The 19,258-nt window shown below is 69.5% G+C and carries 17 protein-coding genes, 1 tRNA gene and 1 pseudogene; 9 read left to right on the top strand and 10 right to left on the bottom strand.

What is annotated here, in order from left to right; genetic code table 11:
* Both R0146_RS04850 and R0146_RS04845 read left to right on the top strand, forming a co-directional pair.
* Positions 1-315 carry a hypothetical protein gene (locus R0146_RS04850; protein WP_317691729.1) on the top strand — a complete coding sequence of 105 codons (315 nt, stop codon included), beginning with the start codon at positions 1-3 and terminating at the stop codon, positions 313-315.
* Positions 312-1,298: an LLM class flavin-dependent oxidoreductase gene (locus R0146_RS04845; RefSeq protein ID WP_317691728.1), complete on the top strand. Its 987-nt coding sequence runs from the start codon at positions 312-314 to the stop codon at positions 1,296-1,298. The genes R0146_RS04850 and R0146_RS04845 overlap by 4 nt, the downstream gene beginning before the upstream one ends.
* A gap of 91 nt (positions 1,299-1,389) precedes the next feature.
* Here the strand turns inward: R0146_RS04845 and R0146_RS04840 are convergent, their stop codons facing one another.
* On the bottom strand, positions 1,390-2,199 hold the full coding sequence (locus R0146_RS04840) for a hypothetical protein (protein ID WP_317691727.1): 810 nt from the start codon (positions 2,197-2,199) through the stop codon (positions 1,390-1,392).
* An 81-nt stretch (positions 2,200-2,280) separates the two neighbouring features.
* On the opposite strand from R0146_RS04840, the gene R0146_RS04835 reads away from it, so the two are divergent.
* Positions 2,281-3,726: an FAD-dependent oxidoreductase gene (locus R0146_RS04835; RefSeq protein WP_317691726.1), complete on the top strand. Its 1,446-nt coding sequence runs from the start codon at positions 2,281-2,283 to the stop codon at positions 3,724-3,726.
* A 65-nt stretch (positions 3,727-3,791) separates the two neighbouring features.
* Here the strand turns inward: R0146_RS04835 and R0146_RS04830 are convergent.
* The 9 genes and pseudogenes from R0146_RS04830 to dnaA all read right to left on the bottom strand — a co-directional run bounded on the left by R0146_RS04830 (position 3,792) and on the right by dnaA (position 15,101).
* Positions 3,792-3,865 (bottom strand) — tRNA-Ile (locus R0146_RS04830).
* 97 nt (positions 3,866-3,962) lie between these two features.
* The gene (locus R0146_RS04825; protein ID WP_317691725.1) at positions 3,963-4,475 is read right to left on the bottom strand and encodes a DUF3566 domain-containing protein; all 513 of its coding nucleotides are present in this window, start codon (positions 4,473-4,475) and stop codon (positions 3,963-3,965) included.
* 4 nt (positions 4,476-4,479) lie between these two features.
* Positions 4,480-7,053: pseudogene (gene gyrA, locus R0146_RS04820) on the bottom strand (DNA gyrase subunit A); the annotation flags it as partial.
* Positions 7,054-7,073: 20 nt separating this feature from the next.
* Complete coding sequence (gene gyrB / locus R0146_RS04815; RefSeq protein ID WP_411567174.1) at positions 7,074-9,104, bottom strand: DNA topoisomerase (ATP-hydrolyzing) subunit B; 2,031 nt, start codon at positions 9,102-9,104, stop codon at positions 7,074-7,076.
* Between the two features lie 171 nt (positions 9,105-9,275).
* Positions 9,276-9,878 (bottom strand): DciA family protein, encoded by a 603-nt coding sequence (locus tag R0146_RS04810; protein WP_317691723.1) that lies wholly within the window; start codon positions 9,876-9,878, stop codon positions 9,276-9,278.
* A complete protein-coding gene (gene recF / locus R0146_RS04805; RefSeq protein ID WP_317691722.1) occupies positions 9,868-11,031 on the bottom strand; it encodes a DNA replication/repair protein RecF in 1,164 nt (387 codons plus the stop codon). The genes R0146_RS04810 and recF overlap by 11 nt, the downstream gene beginning before the upstream one ends.
* Before the next feature lie 5 nt (positions 11,032-11,036).
* Entirely contained in the window at positions 11,037-11,918 is an 882-nt protein-coding gene (gene gnd, locus R0146_RS04800) for a phosphogluconate dehydrogenase (NAD(+)-dependent, decarboxylating) (RefSeq protein ID WP_317691721.1), read from the bottom strand.
* 44 nt (positions 11,919-11,962) lie between these two features.
* Positions 11,963-13,114 carry a DNA polymerase III subunit beta gene (gene dnaN / locus R0146_RS04795; protein WP_317691720.1) on the bottom strand — a complete coding sequence of 384 codons (1,152 nt, stop codon included), beginning with the start codon at positions 13,112-13,114 and terminating at the stop codon, positions 11,963-11,965.
* 499 nt (positions 13,115-13,613) lie between these two features.
* Positions 13,614-15,101, bottom strand: a complete 1,488-nt coding sequence (dnaA, locus tag R0146_RS04790) for a chromosomal replication initiator protein DnaA (protein WP_411567173.1) — start codon at positions 15,099-15,101, stop codon at positions 13,614-13,616.
* A gap of 412 nt (positions 15,102-15,513) precedes the next feature.
* Here dnaA and rpmH point away from each other — a divergent pair, with 412 nt between their 5' ends.
* From rpmH to rsmG, 6 genes are all read left to right on the top strand, one after another.
* Positions 15,514-15,651, top strand: coding sequence for a 50S ribosomal protein L34 (rpmH, locus tag R0146_RS04785; protein WP_153571839.1), 138 nt, complete (start codon positions 15,514-15,516; stop codon positions 15,649-15,651).
* A gap of 23 nt (positions 15,652-15,674) precedes the next feature.
* Positions 15,675-16,013, top strand: a complete 339-nt coding sequence (rnpA, locus tag R0146_RS04780; protein WP_317691719.1) for a ribonuclease P protein component — start codon at positions 15,675-15,677, stop codon at positions 16,011-16,013.
* 33 nt (positions 16,014-16,046) lie between these two features.
* Positions 16,047-16,358, top strand: coding sequence for a membrane protein insertion efficiency factor YidD (yidD, locus tag R0146_RS04775; protein ID WP_317691718.1), 312 nt, complete (start codon positions 16,047-16,049; stop codon positions 16,356-16,358).
* 38 nt (positions 16,359-16,396) lie between these two features.
* Positions 16,397-17,470, top strand: coding sequence for a membrane protein insertase YidC (gene yidC, locus R0146_RS04770; protein ID WP_317691717.1), 1,074 nt, complete (start codon positions 16,397-16,399; stop codon positions 17,468-17,470).
* A 125-nt stretch (positions 17,471-17,595) separates the two neighbouring features.
* Complete coding sequence (locus tag R0146_RS04765) at positions 17,596-18,249, top strand: Jag family protein (protein ID WP_411567187.1); 654 nt, start codon at positions 17,596-17,598, stop codon at positions 18,247-18,249.
* Between the two features lie 3 nt (positions 18,250-18,252).
* Positions 18,253-18,939, top strand: a complete 687-nt coding sequence (gene rsmG / locus R0146_RS04760) for a 16S rRNA (guanine(527)-N(7))-methyltransferase RsmG (RefSeq protein WP_317691716.1) — start codon at positions 18,253-18,255, stop codon at positions 18,937-18,939.
* Positions 18,940-19,258: the final 319 nt, after the last annotated feature.

Below are 19,258 nucleotides of genomic sequence, written 5' to 3'. Positions count from 1 at the left end.
GTGGTGATCGACGACCCGCAGGAGCAGGCCGAGCGCCCGCTCGACGCGAACGATCAGGGATGGGGGGACCGACTGGACGAACTGCTTCGCCAGGCGTCCGTCCCCCCGATGCCGGAACTCGTCCGGCGCCGTTTGGCGGCCACCATCCGGGAGGCCCAGGCCGAACGTGAGGCCGGGGATCTCGCCCAGGCCCACCGCGAAGCCCTGGTGGCCGCGGCGAAACGTACGGCGTTGGGGACCTTCGGCCCCAATCCGATCCACCCGCGGCCGACCGTACGGCCCCGCCGGCTCCGCGCACGTACGATCGGGGCATGACGCGCGTCCCGCTCTCCCTCCTCGACCTCGTTCCCGTCTCCGATGGGTCTGATGTCAGGGCGGCGCTGGCGGCCACGTATGCGGCCGTCACTCTCGCCGAGGAGTGCGGCTACCACCGCTACTGGTTCGCCGAGCACCACAACTCTCCGACCTTCGCCAGTTCCGCGACCAGCCTGCTGATCGCGCACGCGCTGGCGACGACCAGCACCCTGCGCGTCGGGTCGGGCGGCGTGATGCTCCCCAACCACGCACCACTGACGATCGCCGAACAGTACGGCACCTTGGTGCAGTTGCATGGTGACCGGGTCGACCTGGGGCTCGGCAGGGCACCCGGCACCGACCCGATGACCGCCCGGATGCTGCGCCGCGGCGCCTCCGATGCCCAGTCCTTCGCCGACCAGATCTACGAGCTGCAGTCCTGGTTCGGCTCGGGCGACTCACCCCGCGGGGTGTCGGCCATCGCGGCCGGCGGCACCGAGGTGCCGATCTGGGTGCTCGGCTCGACGACCAACGGCGCCTCCATCGCCGGGCAGCTCGGGCTGCCGTTCGCCGTCGCCTCGCACTTCGCCCCGGCCGAGCTGTACGAGGCCCTGTCGGTCTACCGCAACTCCTTCTCCACCGACTCGCCGACCGCGCGCCGGGAGACCCCGTACGCCATGGTCGGGGTCTCCGTGCTCGTCGCCGACACCGACGAGGAAGCGGAGTACCAGTACTCCACCCACGTACAGATGTCGATCGGCAACGCCACCGGCGACCGACGTCCGCTGCAGCCGCCGCGTGTCGAGCTGCCGCACGACGCAGGCTGGCGGGCCGCCCAGGACATGTTGGCCTGCCGGGCGGTGGGCTCCCCTGCCACGGTGCGGCGCCAGCTGGACGAGCTGGTCGCGGCCACCGAGGCGGACGAGCTCATCGTGGTGACGTACGCCCACGACCCGCAGGTGCGGCTGCGCAGCCTGCGGCTGTTGGCCGAGCTCTGGGCGTAGCGATCCGACGCCGACGCCGACACCACACCTTCAGGCCCTGGGGGCGCGTCGGTCCAGCCGTCTCGCGTGAGCGTGCGCCCCGGGCCAACCGTCACGCCATCAGGGCGTCCACGGCGCGATAGCTGGCCGCGCGGCGGGTCAGCAGGGCCGCATGCTCGGGATCGGTGACCGCCCCGGCGAGTTCGTCCAGCAGCTCCGGGTCGAAGGGGCGTACGGTGACCAGCGCCGAGAGCAGGGAGGCGGCCGTCGTCCGATCCCCGGCGGCGACCAGCGCGCGGGCGTGGGCCAGTTCGTCGCCCAGCGTGGTCGGTTCGGGGCCTTCGAGATCGGTCCGCAGGTCCATCAGCCGCCGCCGGGTCCGCAGGTCCGGCTCCGCCTCCAGCGCCCGGCTGGTCGGCGCCCAGGAGGCCGGGTCGGTCAGCGTGAAGCGGTCGAACACCCAGCGGCCGACCGCGTCGATCGGCGCGACGGCCGGCGGAAGGGCGGCCAGTTCCGCCGGTTCGGGGGCGTCCCAGCGCAGGAAGGCGCCCATGTCCTCGTCGGCCAGCCAGGCCAGCCGGGCAGCCACCCTCGCCTCGAAGCCCTGCGGCGACCCGATCAGGTCGGCGGCACGCCACCAGTCGAGCCGTCCGGGCACCGGATCCGCCCCGTGACCGAACACCCGGGCGGTCATCGCGCGGGCGGTGGCAGGGGCCAGCGCGGCGCGGATCACCTCGATCACCGGGACGCCGCGCCGATCCAGGTCCATCCAGGTCATGTAGAACTGGTCGTGCCAGTCCGGACGCTCCTCCGGCGGCATCATCGCGTACGCCCGGAACTGCAGCAGCACCGGCCCGACGCTCTTCTTCACCAGCTGGGTGTGCCGTTCGTCGACGGCGAGACGTACGACGTCATAGGTCATGGCTGATTGTCCCCTGTCCTCCGGCCAGATCGAAGATGTGATCCACTACACATTCCGGCGGGGCGGGCCGATGATGGGGGCATGGACTCGGTCTGGTTCGCCACGCACACCGCCTCCCCCGCCACCGACACCTTCGAGGACGATGCCCACACCGACGTCATCGTCGTCGGGGCCGGCCTCACCGGACTGGCCACCGCGGCCCTGCTGGCCCGCGCGGGTCTGCATGTCACCGTCCTCGAAGCGCGCCGGATCGGGGCGGTGACCACCGGCTACACCACCGGCAAGCTCTCCGTGCTGCAGGGGCTGACCCTGTCCGGCATCCACGCCCGGCACCCCGACGAGGTGTTGCGGGCGTACGTCGAGGCCAACCGCGAGGGGCAGGCGTTCCTGGCCCGGCTGATGGACGACCGCGGCGTCCCGTACGAACGGCGCGTCGCCGGCACGTACGCCACGACGGAGGAAGGGCTGGCCCACCTCCGGGTCGAGCAGAAGGCCTCCCGGATCGCCGGGCTGGACGTGCAGTGGACCGACGAGACCGAGCTGCCCTTCCCGGTGCGTGGCGCCCTCCTGCTGCCCGACCAGGTGCAGATCCATCCGTTGCGGGTGCTCGACATGCTGCACGCCGAGTTGGCGACGCACGGTGGTGAGGTCGTCGAGGGGGTGCGGGTCACCGGCCTCGACCCGGCTGCTCCGGTGACGGTCACCACCACCCGGGGACGGATGCGGGCCGACCGCGTGATCCTTGCGACCGGCACGCCGATCCTGGACCGCAGCCATTTCACGACGATGGTGCCGATCCGGTCGTACGCAACGACCTACCGGCTGCCCGGACCGATCCCGCAGGGCATGTACCTGTCCGCCGACACCCCGATCCGCTCGTTGCGGACCGTGCCGGTCGACGGACACGAGCTGCTGATGGTCGGCGGCAACGAGCACATCGTCGGCCGCTCCGCCTCACCCGCCGCGGCGGTCGCGGACCTCGAGGCGTGGACACGGGAGCACTTCCCGGGAGCCGAACGCACCCATGCCTGGTCGGCGCAGGACTACCGCTCCGCCGATCGGCTCCCGTTCGTCGGGCCGCTGCCCGACGGCGGGGAGCGGGTGTTCACCGCGACCGGCTTCAACAAGTGGGGCCTGACCAACGCCGTCGCGGCCGCCCTGACCCTCGCCGAACGGATCCTCGGCGGCTCGATGCCGTGGGCCGACAGGCTCCGGCACCAGGCACCGTCCGGCGGCGAGACGACCGAGGACTGGCAGGTCGACCTGCACGCCCTCCCCGACCGCCTCCCGGCCGAAGGCACCGGGGTGGTGGGACTGGGCCCGGGCGACCGGCCGGAGGCCGTCTCCACGGTGGACGGGACGACCTGCCGGGTCTCGGCGGTCTGCACGCACCTGGGCGGGATCGTCGGCTGGAACGACGCCGAACGTACGTGGGACTGCCCCTGGCACGGCTCGCGTTTCGCGGCGGACGGATCCCAGCTCGAGGGCCCGGCGGTGGAGGATCTGGAACGGCTCGACCGCGAGTGATCTGCGCCAGCCACAAGCCGAAGGCCCCCGACCTGGCGTTTCGCCCGGTCGGAGGCCTTGTTCGGTGGGCCCAGCTGGACTTGAACCAGCGACCTCTGTCTTATCAGGACAGCGCTCTAACCACCTGAGCTATGGGCCCTTCACGCTTGCCGCGCCGAGGAGAAACACTACCCCATGCCGCTCGGCCGGCAAAATCGGCACCCGGCGGCGAACGGGTCGCCGCCGGGTCGGCCGGGTCAGTCCTCGGCGAGGGTGACCTCCAGGCCGCCGATCAGCCGGCAGGCCGTGTTGTAGAGGAACGCCATCAGCGTCGACATGGCGGTCAGGATCACCACGTTCAGCACCGACAGCAGGATGGTCAGGCCCATCGTCTTGGACAGCCCGAAGAAGTCCTGGATCCGGAACTGCTGAGTGTCGCCGGGCGACATCAGCAGCGCCCCGATCTGCTCGTTGATCAGGTTGAACACGCCGGAGACCGACAGCACCAGCCAGGTGATCAGCACCAGGATCAGCGCCGCGATGCCGAAGGCGATGGAGAAGACGAACGAGGTCTTCATCACCGACCACGGGTCGACGTGGCTGAGTCGCAGAGTGGCCTTCCGGGTCCGGCGGGACACCGCGTCGGCCGGCTCCTGGCCGGGCCGACGCAGTGGGGTGGGCGATTCGGGCACCCCGGCGGGGCCGTAGAACTCCTCGGTGGACCGCAGCACGGTCGCATCGACATCGCCGTCCGGTCGGGCGTCACTCACTGGTGCTCTCCTCGGTCGTGTCGTCGTCCTCGGGGCGCTCCGGGTTGAGCGCGATGATCGACACCGCGTCGCTGCCGGATACCCCGACGAACTTCACCCCCATAGTGTCACGCGAGGTGACCGCGACCTCCGAGACCGCGCTCCGTGTCACCTGGCCGGAGGTCTTGATGGCGATCACCTCGTCACCCTCCTGCACCATCAGGCCGCCCACCAGGCTGCCACGTTCGGAGTTGAGCTTCATCGCCTTGATGCCGAGTCCGCCGCGGCCCTGCAGCCGGTAGTCACTGACCCGGGAGCGCTTGGCGTACCCCTCGTCGGTGACGGTGAAGACGAACCGGTCGTCCTCGGGGAAGTCGTCACGGACGATCATCATCGCCAGCAGCTCGTCGCCGTCGCGGAACTTCATCCCGGTCACCCCGGAGGTGGCCCGCCCCATCGGCCGCAGCTGCTCGTCATCGGCCCGGAACCGGATCGCCTGCCCCTTGCGGGAGACCAGCAACACATCGTCCTCGCTGCCGGCCAGTTCGGCGCCGATCAGCTCGTCGTCCTCGTCGCGGAAGCTGACCGCGATCACCCCGGCCTGGCGCGGCGAGTCGTACGCCGACAGGGTGGTCTTCTTCACCAGCCCCTTGCGAGTGGCGAGCAGCAGGTAGTCGGCCACGTCGTACGACGGGATGGCGAGCACCTGGGCGATCGACTCGCCGGGCAGGAAGCTCAGCAGCCCCGCCACGTGACCGCCCTTGGCGTCCCGGTTGGCCTCCGGGAGCTGCCACGCCTTGGCCCGGTAGACCCGGCCCATGTTGGTGAAGAACAGGATCCACTGATGGTTGGTGGTCGCGAACAGGTGCGCCACCTCGTCGTCCGCCCGCAGCGTCGCACCGCGGACGCCCTTGCCGCCGCGCTTCTGCACCCGGTACTGGTCGGAGCGGGTCCGCTTGGCGTAGCCGCCGAGGGTGATGGTGACGATGACGTCCTCGTCCGGGATCAGGTCCTCGTCGGAGAGGTCGCCGTCGGCCGACACGATCCGGGTCCGCCGCTCGTCACCGTACTTGTCGACGATCTCCTGCAGCTCGGTGGCGATGATCCCCCGCTGGCGGTCGGGCTTGGCCAGGATGTCGCGGAAGTCGGCGATCCTGGCCTCGATCTCCTCCAGGGTCTCGATGATCTTCTGCCGCTCCAGGGCGGCCAGCCGGCGCAGCTGCATGTCGAGGATGGCGGTGGCCTGCGCGTCGTCGATCTCCAGCAGATCCTTCAGCCCCTCCCGGGCGGCCTCGGTGGTCGGCGAGCGGCGGATCAGCGCGATCACCTCGTCGAGGGCGTCCAGCGCCTTCACCAGGGCGCGGTAGATGTGCGCCTGCTCCTCGGCCTTGCGCAGCCGGTACTCGGTGCGGCGCCGGATCACCTCGATCTGGTGGGTGATCCAGTAGGAGATGAACTGGTCCAGCCGCAGCGTCCGCGGCACGTCGTCGACCAGCGCCACCATGTTGCAGCCGAAGGTGTCCTGCAACTGGGTGTGCTTGTAGAGGTTGTTCATCACCACCCGCGGCTGGGCGTCGCGCTTCAGCACGATCACCAGCCGCTGGCCCGTACGGGCCGAGGTGTCGTCGCGGATGTCGGCGATCCCGTTGAGCTTGCCGTTGTGCACCAGCTCGGCGATCTTCAGCGCCAGGTTGTCCGGGTTGCACATGTACGGCAGCTCGGTGACGACGAGCTGCGTACGCCCCTTGTCGTCCTCCTCGATGTCGATCACCGCGCGCATGGTGACCGAGCCACGGCCGGTCCGGTACGCCTCCTCGATCCCCTTGCGGCCGACGATCAGCGCGCCGAGCGGGAAGTCCGGGCCCTTGATCCGCTCCATCGCGGCCTCGAGCAGCTCCTCCTCGGAGGCCTCCGGGTGCTCCAGCGCCCACTGCACCGCGGCGTTGACCTCGCGCATGTTGTGGGTGGGGATGTTGGTGGCCATCCCGACGGCGATGCCGGTCGAGCCGTTCACCAGCAGGTTCGGGAACCGGGCCGGCAGCACCGTCGGCTCCATGTCGCGGCCGTCGTAGTTCGGCTGGAAGTCGACGGTGTCCTCGTCGATGTCGCGGACCATCTCCATCGAGAGCGGCGCCATCTTGCACTCGGTGTAGCGCATCGCCGCGGCCGGGTCGTTGCCCGGGGAGCCGAAGTTGCCCTGACCGTTGACCAGCGGGGCCCGCATCACCCACGGCTGGGCGAGCCGGACCAGGGTGTCGTAGATCGCCAAGTCGCCGTGCGGGTGGTAAGTGCCCATCACCTCGCCGACGACGCGGGCGCACTTGTTCCAACCGCGGTCGGGGCGGTAGCCGCCGTCGTACATGGCGTACAGCACCCGGCGGTGCACCGGCTTGAGGCCGTCCCGGACGTCGGGCAGCGCCCGCCCGACGATCACCGACATGGCGTAGTCGAGGTAGGACTTCTGGATCTCCGCCTCGAGGTCGACCTGCTCGACGTTGTCGGTCTTCGCGACCACCGCCAGGCCCTGCTGGTCGGCGACGGCCTGCTCGTCGGGGCCCTCGCCCTGGGCGTCCTCGTTCTGCGGGGGGATGTCACTCATTGTTCAGTTCTTCCGATCGATCAGATATCGAGGTAGCGGACGTCCTTGGCGTTGCGCTGGATGAAGGCACGGCGCTCGGCGACGTCCTCGCCCATCAGGATGGTGAACATCGCATCGGCGGCCGCGGCGTCCTCCAGCGTCACCTGGAGCAGGATCCGGTTCTCCGGGTCCATCGTGGTGGTCCACAGGTCCTCCGGGTCCATCTCGCCCAGACCCTTGTACCGCTGGATCGGGTTGATGTTCGGCAGCTTCTTGCCGGCCGCCAGACCCGCCTCGCGCAGCCGGTCGCGCTCCTCGTCGGTGTAGGCCAGCTCGTGCGGGGCGTTGGTCCAGCGCAGCCGGAACAGCGGCGGCTGGGCCAGGTAGACGTGCCCGGCGGCGATCAGCGGCTTCATGAACCGGAACAACAGGGTCAGCAGCAACGTACGGATGTGCGCGCCGTCGACGTCGGCGTCGGCCATCAGCACGATCTTGTGATACCGCAGCTTCTCGACGTCGAATTCCTCGTGCACCCCGGTGCCGAGGGCGTTGATGATCGCCTCGACCTCCTTGTTCTGGAGGATCTTGTCGATCCGGGCCTTCTCGACGTTGAGGATCTTGCCGCGCAACGGCAGGATCGCCTGGGTGCGCGGGTCGCGGCCGCCCTTGGCGGAGCCGCCGGCGGAGTCGCCCTCAACCAGGAAGACCTCACACTCCTCGGGGTTGGTCGACGAGCAGTCGGCCAGCTTGCCGGGCAGCGAGCCGCCGCCGAGCAGGCTCTTGCGGTTGCGGGCCAGATCCCGGGCCTTGCGGGCCGCGATCCGCGCCGACGCGGCCGCCTGGGCCTTGCGGACGATGTCCTTGCCCTCCGACGGGTTCTGCTCGAACCAGTCGCCGAGCTTCTCGTTGACGACCTTCTGGACGAACGAGCGGGCCTCGGTGTTGCCCAGCTTGGTCTTCGTCTGGCCCTCGAACTGCGGCTCACCGATCTTGATCGAGATCACCGCGGTCAGCCCCTCGCGGATGTCGTCGCCGGAGACCCGGTCCTCGCGCTTCTTGATCAGTCCCCAGGTCTCGCCCCACTTGTTGACCGTGTTGGTCAGCGCGGAGCGGAAGCCCTCCTCGTGGGTGCCGCCCTCGGTGGTGTTGATGGTGTTGGCGAAGGTGTGCACCGACTCGGTGTAGGACTGGTTCCACTGCATGGCGACCTCCAGGCCCATGCCGTGCTCCGGGTCGTGGGTCTCGACGGCGATCACGCTGGAGTGGACGGTCTCCTTGCTGCCGGTGAGGTACTTGACGTAGTCGATCAGGCCGTCGTCGTAGAGGAAGGTGTCGGTCCGCGGCCCCCGTCCCGGCTTCGCCGCTCCCGGGGCGGCGGCCTGGTCGAGGTCGGCACCGTCGGCGTCCCGCTCGCCGCTCGGGCGCAGGTCGATGATCGTGATGGCCAGCCCCTTGTTGAGGAAGGCCATCTCCCGGAACCGGGTCGCCAGCGTGTCGTACGAGTACTCGGTGGTCTCGAAGATGTCGTCCGAGGCGTAGAAGGTGACCGTCGTTCCGGTGTCATCGGCCGGTTCCAGCTGCTGCAGTGGACCGTCCGGGGTGCCCAGGTGGAAGCCCTGCCGCCAGTGGAAGCCATCCGTGTTGACGTCGACGATCAGGCGCTCGGACAGCGCGTTCACCACCGACACGCCGACGCCGTGCAGGCCGCCGGAGACCTTGTAGCCACCGGTGCCGAACTTCCCGCCGGCGTGCAGCATGGTCAGCGCGACGGTGAGGGCCGAGATGCCCTCCTTGGGGTGGATGCCGACCGGGATGCCGCGGCCGTTGTCGACCACCCGGACCCCGTTGCCGGGCAGCAGCTCGATCCGGATCGTGTCGCAGTAGCCGGCCAGTGCTTCGTCGACGGAGTTGTCGACCACCTCGTAGACGAGATGGTGCAGGCCCCGCTCACCGGTGGAGCCGATGTACATCCCGGGTCGCTTGCGAACCGCCTCCAGGCCCTCCAGGACACTGATGGAACTGGCGTCGTACGTGTCAGGGGCCACGTGGGTGCTCTGCTCGGCTTCGGTCACTGGTGCAGTCTACCCCACCGGGGGTGTAGTGGACGTCACACACCCGCGCAGACGGCCCTGGAAGGCGGTCTGCGGACCCCGGAGGGTCATTCGCAAGGGTCACCACGTCGGCGGGGCATCCGCGCGCCAGAATCACCCGTACGTGTCGAGGTCCACCACCGGAGCCGCGGATCAACCGTACGTGTCGCGAGGGCCGCGACCACGCACCCGCAGCCGGCCGTGGCTCCACGACGGGGCGTCCGGCCCCTTGACCAGGATCCGGCGGACCACCTCGGAGCCGAGCTGCTCGTTGAGCCGGGCGACCACGGCCGGCGCCATCGAGCGCATCTGCACCGCCCACGCGGTCGACGAGGTGCGGACGGTGAGCACCCCGTCCTCGTACGCCTCGGGCCGGCAGTGCGCCGCGTTGGACGGGCCGATCAGCTCCGGCCAGCGGGCAATCAGGGCGTGCACGTCGAAGTCGGTGCGCCAGCCGCGGTCCTCCACCATCCGGCGCAGCACATCACCGATCGGCTGCGGGTCCCGGTCGTCCGGGCGGGCCCCCGATGACATCGGCTCGATCGGCCGGCGGCGCTTCCGCCGCGGTGGACGCTGCGGTGCGGGGGTCCCGGCGTTCACCTGCCGGGCGATCCGCCGGGCCAACTCGAGACCGTCCGGATCGGGGGTGTCCGGGGCGGGCTCGGGGTCCTCGGGCGGGCCGGGCGTCGCCGCGCCGGGCTCCGGCTCCGGCGTGTCGGACAGCGGCTCGTCCGGCCGATCCGGGTCAGGCGGCATCGGGGAGCACCTCCCCGGCGGCGACCCGGAACCGCTGGCCGGCCAGGGCGGCCGGCAGATCCTCGGCGACGGCGGCGGTGACCAGCACCTGGTCGGCGCCGAGCACGCCGCCGGCGAGCCGGTCCCGGCGGGTGGCGTCCAGTTCGGCGAAGACGTCGTCGAGGATCAGCACCGGCTCGATCCCGTCGGCCCGCAGCAGCTGGAAACCGCCCAGCTTCAGCGCCAGGGCGTACGACCAGGACTCCCCGTGGCTGGCATAGCCCTTGGCCGGCAGCTCGCCGAGGAACAGCTCGATGTCGTCGCGGTGCGGCCCGACCAGCGACACCCCCCGGGCGATCTCCTCACCGCGGCGTTCGGCCATCCGGGCCAGCAGCGCGGCCCGCAGCTCCTCGCGGTCGGTCCCGGGCGCACCGTCCGGGTCCGCCGGCCCGTCCGGGTCCAACGAGCTGCGGTAGCGCGCGGTCGCCACGTTGTTGGCCGGCGCGATGTCGGCGTACGCCCGCGCGGTGTGCGGCATCAATGCGGCGAGGGTGTCCAGGCGGGCGGAGAGCACCTCGGCCCCGACAGTGGCCAGCTGCTCGTCCCAGATCCGCAGCGTGTCGTCGGCGTACGGGTCGGCGACCCGCCCGCCCCGGCCGGACATCGTCTTCAGCAGGCTGTTGCGCTGGCGCAGCACCTTGTCGTAGTCGTGGCGCACGCCGGCCATCCGGGGCCACCGAGTCGCCACCAGGGCGTCGAGGAACTGCCGACGGGCGGCCGGGTCGCCCTTGACGATGGCCAGGTCCTCGGGGGAGAAGACCACCGTGCGCAGGATGCCGAGCAGCTCGCGGGGCCGCGACAGCGGTGCCCGGTTGAGCCGGGCCCGGTTGGCCCGGCCGGGATGGATGTCGATCTCCAGCACCAGTGCCCGGTCGTCCGCACGTCCGGCCCGGACCCGGGCCTTGATCGTCGCCCGCTCGGTGCCGTGCCGCACCAGCGGCAGGTCGGCGGAGACCCGGTGGGAGCCGAGGGTGGCCAGGTAGTCCACCGCCTCCACCAGGTTGGTCTTGCCCTGGCCGTTCGCCCCGACGAAGGTCACCACCCCCGGCGCCAGGTCCACGTCGACGTACGCGTACGACCGGAAGTCGGCCAGCGTGAGGTGGTCGACGTACACCAGGCTCAGTCGTCCTCGGGCAGCACGGCATGCCCGCCGAACTGGTTGCGCAGCGCGGCGATCATCTTCATCGCCGGCGAATCGGTCTGCCGGGAGATGAACCGGGTGTAGAGCGAGGCGCTGATCGCCGGGGTCGGTACGCCGAGCTCGATCGCCGCCTCGACGGTCCATCGGCCCTCGCCGGAGTCCTCCGCATAGCCGCGGACATCGGACAGGTCCGGGTCGTCCTCGAGCGCGTTGTCGAGCAGGTCGAGCAGCCATGACTTCACCACCGAACCCTCGCGCCAGGACCGGAAGACGGCCGGGACGTCGGTCACCAGGTCGGCGGTCGCCAACAGTTCCCAGCCCTCGGCGTACGCCTCCATCATGGCGTACTCGATGCCGTTGTGGACCATCTTGGCGAAGTGCCCGGCGCCCACCGGGCCGGCGTGCACGAAGCCGAAGTCGCCGGCCGGCTTCAGTGCCTGGAAGTACGGCGTCAGCCGCTCCACCACGGCGGCCTCACCGCCGACCATCAGGGCGTAGCCGTTGGTGCGGCCCCACACCCCGCCGGACACGCCACAGTCGACGAAGGCCACCCCGTGCTCGGCACAGACGCCCGCCCGGCGTTGGTCGTCGGTGTACTTCGAGTTGCCGCCGTCGACCACGACATCGCCCGCGGACAGCAGCGGGACGACCTGCGCCAGCATCGCGTCGATGTGCTGCACCGGCAGCATCAGCCAGATCACCCGCGGCGCATCGAGCCGGGCCACCAGATCGGCCGGATCGGTGGCGTCGCTGAGCTCCTGGTTCAGGTCGTAGCCGATGACCTGCAGGCCGGCCCCCCGCCAGCGCTCCCGCATGTTGCCGCCCATCCGGCCCAGACCCACCAGTCCCAGGGATGTCATCTCGCTCCGATCGTGTCTGTCGGCGTGGGTGTCGATCGTCGGGATCAGTCGGGCAGCCGCATCAGCATGATGACGTGGCGGTAGTCGAGCAGCGGGTCGCCGATGGCGCCGGCCACGCCGGTCAGCAGGCAGGGCTTGCCCGGCTGGGTGAAGGAGAAGTTCACGTACGCCGCGTCCAGCGCGCCCAGGGCGTCGAGCAGGTACTGCGGGTTGAAGCCGGCCGCGATCATCGGCTCGCCGGTGCTGTCCAACTGGGCCTCGATCTGCTCCGACGCGTGCGCATGGTCGCCGCTGGCCGCCTCCAGAGTGACGGTGTCCTCCCCCATCACCATCCGCAGCGGCGAGTTGCGCTCGGCCACCAGGGCGACACGCTTGGCCGCGTCGATCAGGTCGGCGGTAGCGCACCGTACGGTCAGCGCGGCCTGGATGTCCATCAGGTGGCGCACCTTCGGGAACTCGCCGTCCAGCAGGCGGGTGGTGATCCGGCGCCGAGTGCCGTGGGACTCACCGGCCAGGCCGATGATCCCCTCGCCGCTGCCCGGCTGGGACAGGGCGATGCTGACCGTCTCGCCGCCCGACATCGACTTGGCCGCCTCGGAGAGCACCTTGGCCGGGACCAGTGCGTTGCCACGGAAGTCGGACCGGGCCGGGTTCCAGGTGAGCTCCTTGAGGGCCATCCGATAGCGGTCGGTGGCGAGCATGGACAGGGTGTCCCCGTCGATCTCGACACGGACACCGGTGAAGATCGGCAGCAGCTCGTCACGGCCGGCGGCGACGGCGACTTGGGAGACGGCCTCGGCCAGCGCGTCGCTGGGCACCGTGCCGGTCTCGGTGGGCATCGCCGGCAGCATCGGGTAGTCGTCGGTCGGCAGCAGCTGCAGGGTGAAGTGGGCGCTGCCACAGGTCAGTTCCATCGCCGCGCCGGAGGTGTCGACCGAGACGCCGGCATGCGGCAGGGAGCGGGTGATGTCGGCGAGCAGTCGTCCGGACACCAGGGCGGTGCCCTCGTCGTGCACGGTGGCGGGCAGGTCGACTCGGGCCGAGGTCTCGTAGTCGAAGCTGGACAGGGTCAGCGACTCGCCCTCGGCGTGGATCATCAGGCCGGCCAGGATCGGGATCGACGGGCGCGTCGGCAGGCTCCGGGCGACCCAGGCAACGGACTCCGCCAACACGTCGCGGTCGACTTCGAACTTCACTGGCCCTCCTGAGGGGATTGTCGTGGCCACCTGATCATATCGACTGCGTCGCGCTTCGGCGCCCGTCTGCTGCAGACGTACGCTCCTCCTGCTCTTGGTGGCTGACGGTGCGTGCGTCTTTTCGGGCGCGTACGGGCTCGTCGCCGGCCGGCTCGCGGTCCGACCCTGCCTCTACGCCATGGTCATCGATATTTGGATACAGCAGTAGTCATAGGGCATGTGGAAAGTGTGGAGAACTACCGTTTCCGCTGGTCAGCCCGTGAATTTCCGTCCACAGCTGCGGTGGGCAACTCCCTCTTACAGGTGCAGAAGATGTGGACGGACAAGACGGCCGCCCACCGCAATCCCGGATCTGTCCGCAGACCACGGGGTAGCTGTCCACAATTGTCCACAACGCTGTCCACAGGTGTTGACAAGACGGGATCTGGGCCAAAAAATGCCCCCCGGACGATTTCCGGGGGGCGATATGGTGTCGGCCGACGAAGCCGGGGCGTGACGGTCAGGCCTTGTCGGCCTTCTGACGGATCCTGGTGGTGAGCTCGGTGACCTGGGTGTAGACCTCTCGGCGCTCGGAGAGCAGCTGGCGGATCTTCCGCTCGGCGTGCATCACCGTGGTGTGGTCGCGGCCGCCGAACTGTTGGCCGATCTTCGGCAACGACAGGTCGGTCAGTTCCCGGCACAGATACATCGCGATCTGGCGGGCGGTGGCGATGTTCTGGGTCCGCGAGGCGCTGCACAGCTCGTCGACGCTGAGACCGAAGTAGCCGGCCGTCTGGGCCATGATCAGGCCCGGGGTGATCTCCGAGCTGTTGCCGGCCGGGATGAGGTCCTGCAGCACCACCTGGGCGAGCGGCAGGTCGACCGGCTCGCCGTTGAGCGAGGCGAACGCGGCCACCCGGATCAGCGCACCCTCCAGCTCGCGGATGTTGGTCTGGATCCGTTCGGCGATGAACTGGAGCACCTGTGGGTCGACGGCGAGCCGTTCCTGCTGCGCCTTCTTGTAGAGGATGGCGATGCGGGTCTCCAGATCGGGGGCGTGCACGTCGGCGATCAGGCCGGACTGGAACCGGGACCGCAGCCGCGGCTCGAGCGCCTCGAGCAGCTTCGGCGGCCGGTCGGAGGTCATCACGATCTGCTTCTCGGCGTTCTGCAGGGTGTTGAAGGTGTGGAAGAACTCCTCCTGGGTCTGGATCTTCCCCTCCAGGAACTGGATGTCGTCGATCAGCAGCACGTCGACCTCGCGGTAACGGCGGCGGAACTCGACGGTCTGGTTCTCCGAGATGGCGTTGATGAACTCGTTGGTGAGTTCCTCGGTGGAGACGTAGCGCACTCGCGCGTCGGGGTAGAGGTGCAGCACGTAATGGCCGACGGCATGCATCAGGTGCGTCTTGCCCAGCCCGGAGCCGCCGTAGATGACCAGCGGGTTGAACACCTTGCCGGGCGTCTCCGCGGCCGCGCGGGCAGCCGCGTTCGCCAACCGGTTCGACGGGCCGATGATGAAGTTGTCGAAGGAGTACTGGGGGTTGAGCCGGGTGCTCTCCAACGCGTGCCCGTTCAGGTTGCCGTCGCGGCTGGTGTCCGGGTTGGGGCGGGGCACGAACGGGCCGATCCGGTCCCCGGAGGCGACGTCCTCGTTGGACCACTCGTCGTCGAGGTCTTCGTCGGTGGCCGACTCCGGCGCCTCGAGCGGCAGTTCGGTCTCCAGGTCGAGGGTGATGTCCGGATCCACGGTCACGGCGAGCCGGGTGAGGTGACGGAAGCAGTCGGACAGCGCCTCTTCCACCCCGGGGCGCAGCCGGTTCTCCAACTGGTCACGGGTGTACTCGTTCGGGACGGCCACCATCACGGTGTTCTGGACCACAGTGAGCGGCTTCGCGTTGCGCAACAACCCACGATGCCGGGCCCCGGAATGCTTGACGATGTACGCCCAAGCCTCCGGCAACTGGTCAGTCGTGAACCGTGGGTGTTGGGGGGCGGTCCCAGTCACGCGTGCCCTTCCTGTCCTCGATACGGCCCGGTGGGAGCCCGCATCCACACATCTTTCCACAGGTGTGGAAAACAGATCACGCCCCGCGGCGGCGGTGCCGCGGGGGATGCTCCAGGGGGCTTGCTATGGGGTTGTGCGGCGGAGGCCGGAGCGTTTGAGAGTACTCGGACGATCCTGCCCGTGCAACCTGGCGGAGGACTTCTCGCGGACTGGTCGGCGTGTCGAGTGGACAATGCCGGTAGGCAGGATTCTTGCACCGTGGGTGTCGGACACGCCAGAGGTTTGTCGACGGTGGTGGCGCGAATTGCCTTTGCGGACCCCTCCGCGTACCGTGGACCGGTCACCACCGTGGTGTCCGTACGCGTATCGGCCCTCGGTACGTTCTGTCGATCTCAGTCCTGGGGAGATATTCGTGAGCAAGCGCACCTACCAGCCGAGCAACCGGCGCCGGGCCCGTACCCACGGCTTCCGCACCAAGATGCGGACCCGTGCCGGTCGGGCCACCATCGCCCGCCGTCGCGCCAAGGGTCGCGAGAAGCTCTCCGCCTGAGCGTACGACGATCCGTCGCACGGATGTTGTCCAGTGGCGCCCGGATGCGCTCCTCCGATGAGTTCCGACTCACGGTGCGTCGCGGGGTCCGTGCGGCCCGACCGAGCGTCGTGGTCCACGCGCGACTCGGTGACAGCCCGCCTGCCCAGGTGGGCTTCGTCGTATCCAAGGCCGTGGGGAACGCTGTGACGCGGAACCGTACGAAGCGTCGGTTGCGCCATCTGGTGGCTGCCCGGCTGACCGGCCTGCCGGAGACAGCGCGGGTGGTCGTCCGGGCACTGCCGGCGGCCGCCACCACGCCGGAGCGTCTCGTCGACGACTTCACCGCGGCGTGGGATCGTGCGATCTCCCGAGTAGGCTGAATCCGGGGCACGGGCACGGAGAAGGATCATGCGATGAAGTACCTGCTGATCGGCCTGTTGAAGCTCTATCGCGCCTTGATCAGTCCGCTCTACGGTCCGGTCTGCCGCTACTACCCGTCCTGTTCGGCGTACGCCCTGGAGGCGGTGCAGGTGCACGGGGCGATCAAGGGCAGCTGGCTGGCCGCCCGACGCCTGGGCCGCTGCCATCCCTGGGCCGCCGGTGGGTACGATCCCGTACCGGGAACACCTGCAGCCGAGGAGTGGGCCGAGGAACAGGCCGCCAAGGCCAGCCTGGCCGCCGACGGGCTCCACTACGAGCCCGGCAGGACGGTCGGGCCCCGATGATTTGTCCACCCGCTCGACGTCGTAGAGGTCTGTAACGAATGGATCTGCTCCAGCCGCTCCTGGTCCCGCTGGCCGGGATCAACGATTTCTTCAGCACCATCGCGCAGCCCTTCTACTGGCTCGTGTCCGGCATCATGGTCGCCTTCCACTGGCTGCTCGCGCCGATCTTCGGCGCCGGCACCGGGGCCGCCTGGGGTCTGTCGATCGTGTTGCTGACCGTGACCGTTCGGGCGGCGATGATCCCGCTGTTCGTCAAGCAGATCAACAGCACCCGGGGCATGCAGGAGCTGCAGCCCAAGCTGCAGGAGCTGCAGAAGAAGTACGCCGACGATCGTGACCGGCTCGGCCAGGAGACGATGAAGCTCTACAAGGAGGAGGGCGTCAATCCGATGGCCTCCTGCTTGCCGTTGCTGATCCAGACGCCGTTCTTCCTGTCGCTCTACCGGGTGATCGACGGCGCTTCGCGGGGGCAGGCGCGCGGCTCCTGGCTGGCGGGCCCGGAGCACCAGCAGCTGCTGGACTCGCTGACCCATGCGACGATGTTCACGGTGCCGCTGTCGGGTCGTTTCTGGCCCTTCGGTGAGGCCGGCTTCGGCGGCATCCAGGTCCTCACCGCGATCATGACCATCATCATGGTGGTCGCCCAGTTCTTCACCTCCCGCCAGATGTACACCCGCAACATGTCGCCGGCGGCGATGAACGGGCCGATGGCGCAGCAGCAGAAGATGATGGTGTACCTCTTCCCCGCGATGTACATCTTCTTCGGCGCCACCATCCCGGTCGGCGTGCTGATCTACCTGCTGACCACCACCCTGTGGTCGTTCGGTCAGCAGGAGTGGATCATCCGGAACAACCCCTCGCCCGGCACGCCGGCGTACCTGGACTGGGAGGAGCGGATCCGTGCGAAGGGTCTCAACCCCCGCAAGGTGCGCCCAGGTGACAAGCTGACCCGCGCTCGGATCGCCGAGTTGAAGGAGGCGGAAGCCGCCGAGGTGGCAGCGCAGCAGCAGGCCGCGCCGAAGAAGGAGAAGAAGACTCCGCCGCCCTCGGCCGCGACCCGACACCAGCAGGCACAGACCAGCCGGGCGAAGCGCTCCGGCAAGAAGAAGTAGCCCGCAACAGTCAGGTCGTCGTGGCGCCGGGCCCGACGGAGGTCCGGTGGCGTACGTACCCCTTGGTTTTCACCGTTCCCATCGAGGAGTTTCCCATGACCGATACGGATGTCAGCGCCGAGACCGTGGACCCCTCGCCGGAGGCTGCCGGCGGGCCCGACCTCGCAAGCGAGCAGGACGAGGCCACTGACCAGGACCGCGGTGCGGCGACGGTCGGCGATGTCGAGTCGGAGGAGGCCGGCGACGATGCCGGTACGTCCGACGACGCGGACGACGCGGACGCCGACGACGCAGACGACACCGACGAGGACGAAGGCCCGGAGGGCCCGCTCGACATCGAGGGGGAGGTGGCGGCCGACTACCTGGAAGAGCTGCTCGACATCGCCGACGAGGACGGCGACATCGACACCTTCGTCGAGTCCGGCCGTGCACACGTGGCGATCATCACCGACAGTGACGTCCTGATCGGTCGCAACGGCGAGGTGCTCGAGGCGCTCCAGGAGCTCGCCCGGCTGGCCGTCCTGGTCGAGACCGGACACCGCAGCCGACTGATGCTGGACATCGGCGGTCACCGTGAGCACCGGCGCCGTGAGCTCGAGGTGATGGCCGCCGACGCGATCGACGAGGTCAAGGAGACCGGCGAGTCGGTGCGGCTGGCTCCGATGAACCCGTTCGAGCGAAAGATTGTTCACGACGCGGTGGCCGCCGCCGGGCTGTTCTCCGAGTCGGAGGGCGAGGAGCCGAACCGGCGGGTCGTGGTGATGGTCGCCGAGGACTGACCGATGTCGGACACGACGCCGCCCGGCGAGGCCCAGGTCGAGATTCCCGACCCGGACGTCGTCCGGGCGGTTTTCGGTTCCGAGGAACCAGTGATCAGGGCGTACGCCCACATCCTGGCGACCCGGGGGATCGAGTGGGGACTGATCGGCCCGCGAGAGACGCCGCGGTTGTGGGCACGCCACCTGTTCAACTGCGCCGCACTGCTGGAGCTTCTCCCCACGGGGTGCACGGTCGCCGATGTGGGCTCCGGTGCCGGCTTGCCGGGTCTCGTCGTGGCGATCGGCCGCCCGGACGTACGGGTGAGTCTGATCGAACCGCTGCAGCGACGGGTGAACTTCCTCGAACAGGCGGTGTCGGACCTCGGCCTGGAGGAGCGGGTCGAGGTGTTGCGCGGCCGCGCCGAAGAGTTCGATCCGGGGGTCGGTTTCGATGTGGTCACCTCTCGCGCTGTCGGGGCGTTGACCAAGCTGATCGGCTGGTGCCTTCCGCTGGTGCGCGTCGGTGGCGCGGACGGCGGCGGCCAGATCCTGGCACTGAAAGGCGCCTCGGCCGGTGCGGAGATCGAGAAGGCTGCGAAGGAACTGCGCAAGGCACGCCTGACAGCGGAGATCCTCAGCGTACGCGCGGATCCACGGGCCGAGCCGACGAGCGTGGTGCGGTTGCGCACGATTCGTCAGGAGCGATTCTGAGCGGAGTGCCTGCGACGGCGTCGCTACGACTTTCGGTGTGGTGACCCGAGATTCGGGTGTGAGTCAGGCGATGTCGGGTGGGCAGCGCGGTCCTTTGGGACAGTTCGGACATGTTTCACGGGAAACACTCACCTCCGTGAGACGTTCTGGCGGTGCCGCCCGGCCGAGTCGGTGACATCTCTGGGAAGCAGTGGGGCCTGGGCCTGGGCCGTCCGGGCTCGCCACCGTTGGGCCCGCGTCGATGATCCGGTGGCAAGAATAAGGTCCATGGGGCGAACCTCGGGGCGCCGGCGGTTCGTCGCCGCGGCGGGGCCACGGG

The sequence above is a fragment of the Raineyella sp. LH-20 genome, assembly GCF_033110965.1.
GTDB lineage: Bacteria > Actinomycetota > Actinomycetes > Propionibacteriales > Propionibacteriaceae > Raineyella.
The sequence above is the reverse complement of the archived record's forward strand: the minus strand, read 5'-3'. Positions and strand labels throughout refer to the sequence as shown.

What these genes read in the sequence shown, in the direction of transcription:
- R0146_RS04845 (WP_317691728.1), top strand. Translation starts at nt 312, where the DNA reads ATGACGCGCGTCCCGCTCTCCCTCCTCGACCTCGTTCCCGTCTCCGAT.
- R0146_RS04840 (WP_317691727.1), bottom strand. Translation starts at nt 2,199, where the DNA reads ATGACCTATGACGTCGTACGTCTCGCCGTCGACGAACGGCACACCCAG.
- R0146_RS04835 (WP_317691726.1), top strand. Translation starts at nt 2,281, where the DNA reads ATGGACTCGGTCTGGTTCGCCACGCACACCGCCTCCCCCGCCACCGAC.
- R0146_RS04810 (WP_317691723.1), bottom strand. Translation starts at nt 9,878, where the DNA reads ATGCCGCCTGACCCGGATCGGCCGGACGAGCCGCTGTCCGACACGCCG.
- gnd (WP_317691721.1), bottom strand. Translation starts at nt 11,918, where the DNA reads ATGACATCCCTGGGACTGGTGGGTCTGGGCCGGATGGGCGGCAACATG.
- rnpA (WP_317691719.1), top strand. Translation starts at nt 15,675, where the DNA reads ATGTTGTCCAGTGGCGCCCGGATGCGCTCCTCCGATGAGTTCCGACTC.
- yidD (WP_317691718.1), top strand. Translation starts at nt 16,047, where the DNA reads ATGAAGTACCTGCTGATCGGCCTGTTGAAGCTCTATCGCGCCTTGATC.
- yidC (WP_317691717.1), top strand. Translation starts at nt 16,397, where the DNA reads ATGGATCTGCTCCAGCCGCTCCTGGTCCCGCTGGCCGGGATCAACGAT.
- rsmG (WP_317691716.1), top strand. Translation starts at nt 18,253, where the DNA reads ATGTCGGACACGACGCCGCCCGGCGAGGCCCAGGTCGAGATTCCCGAC.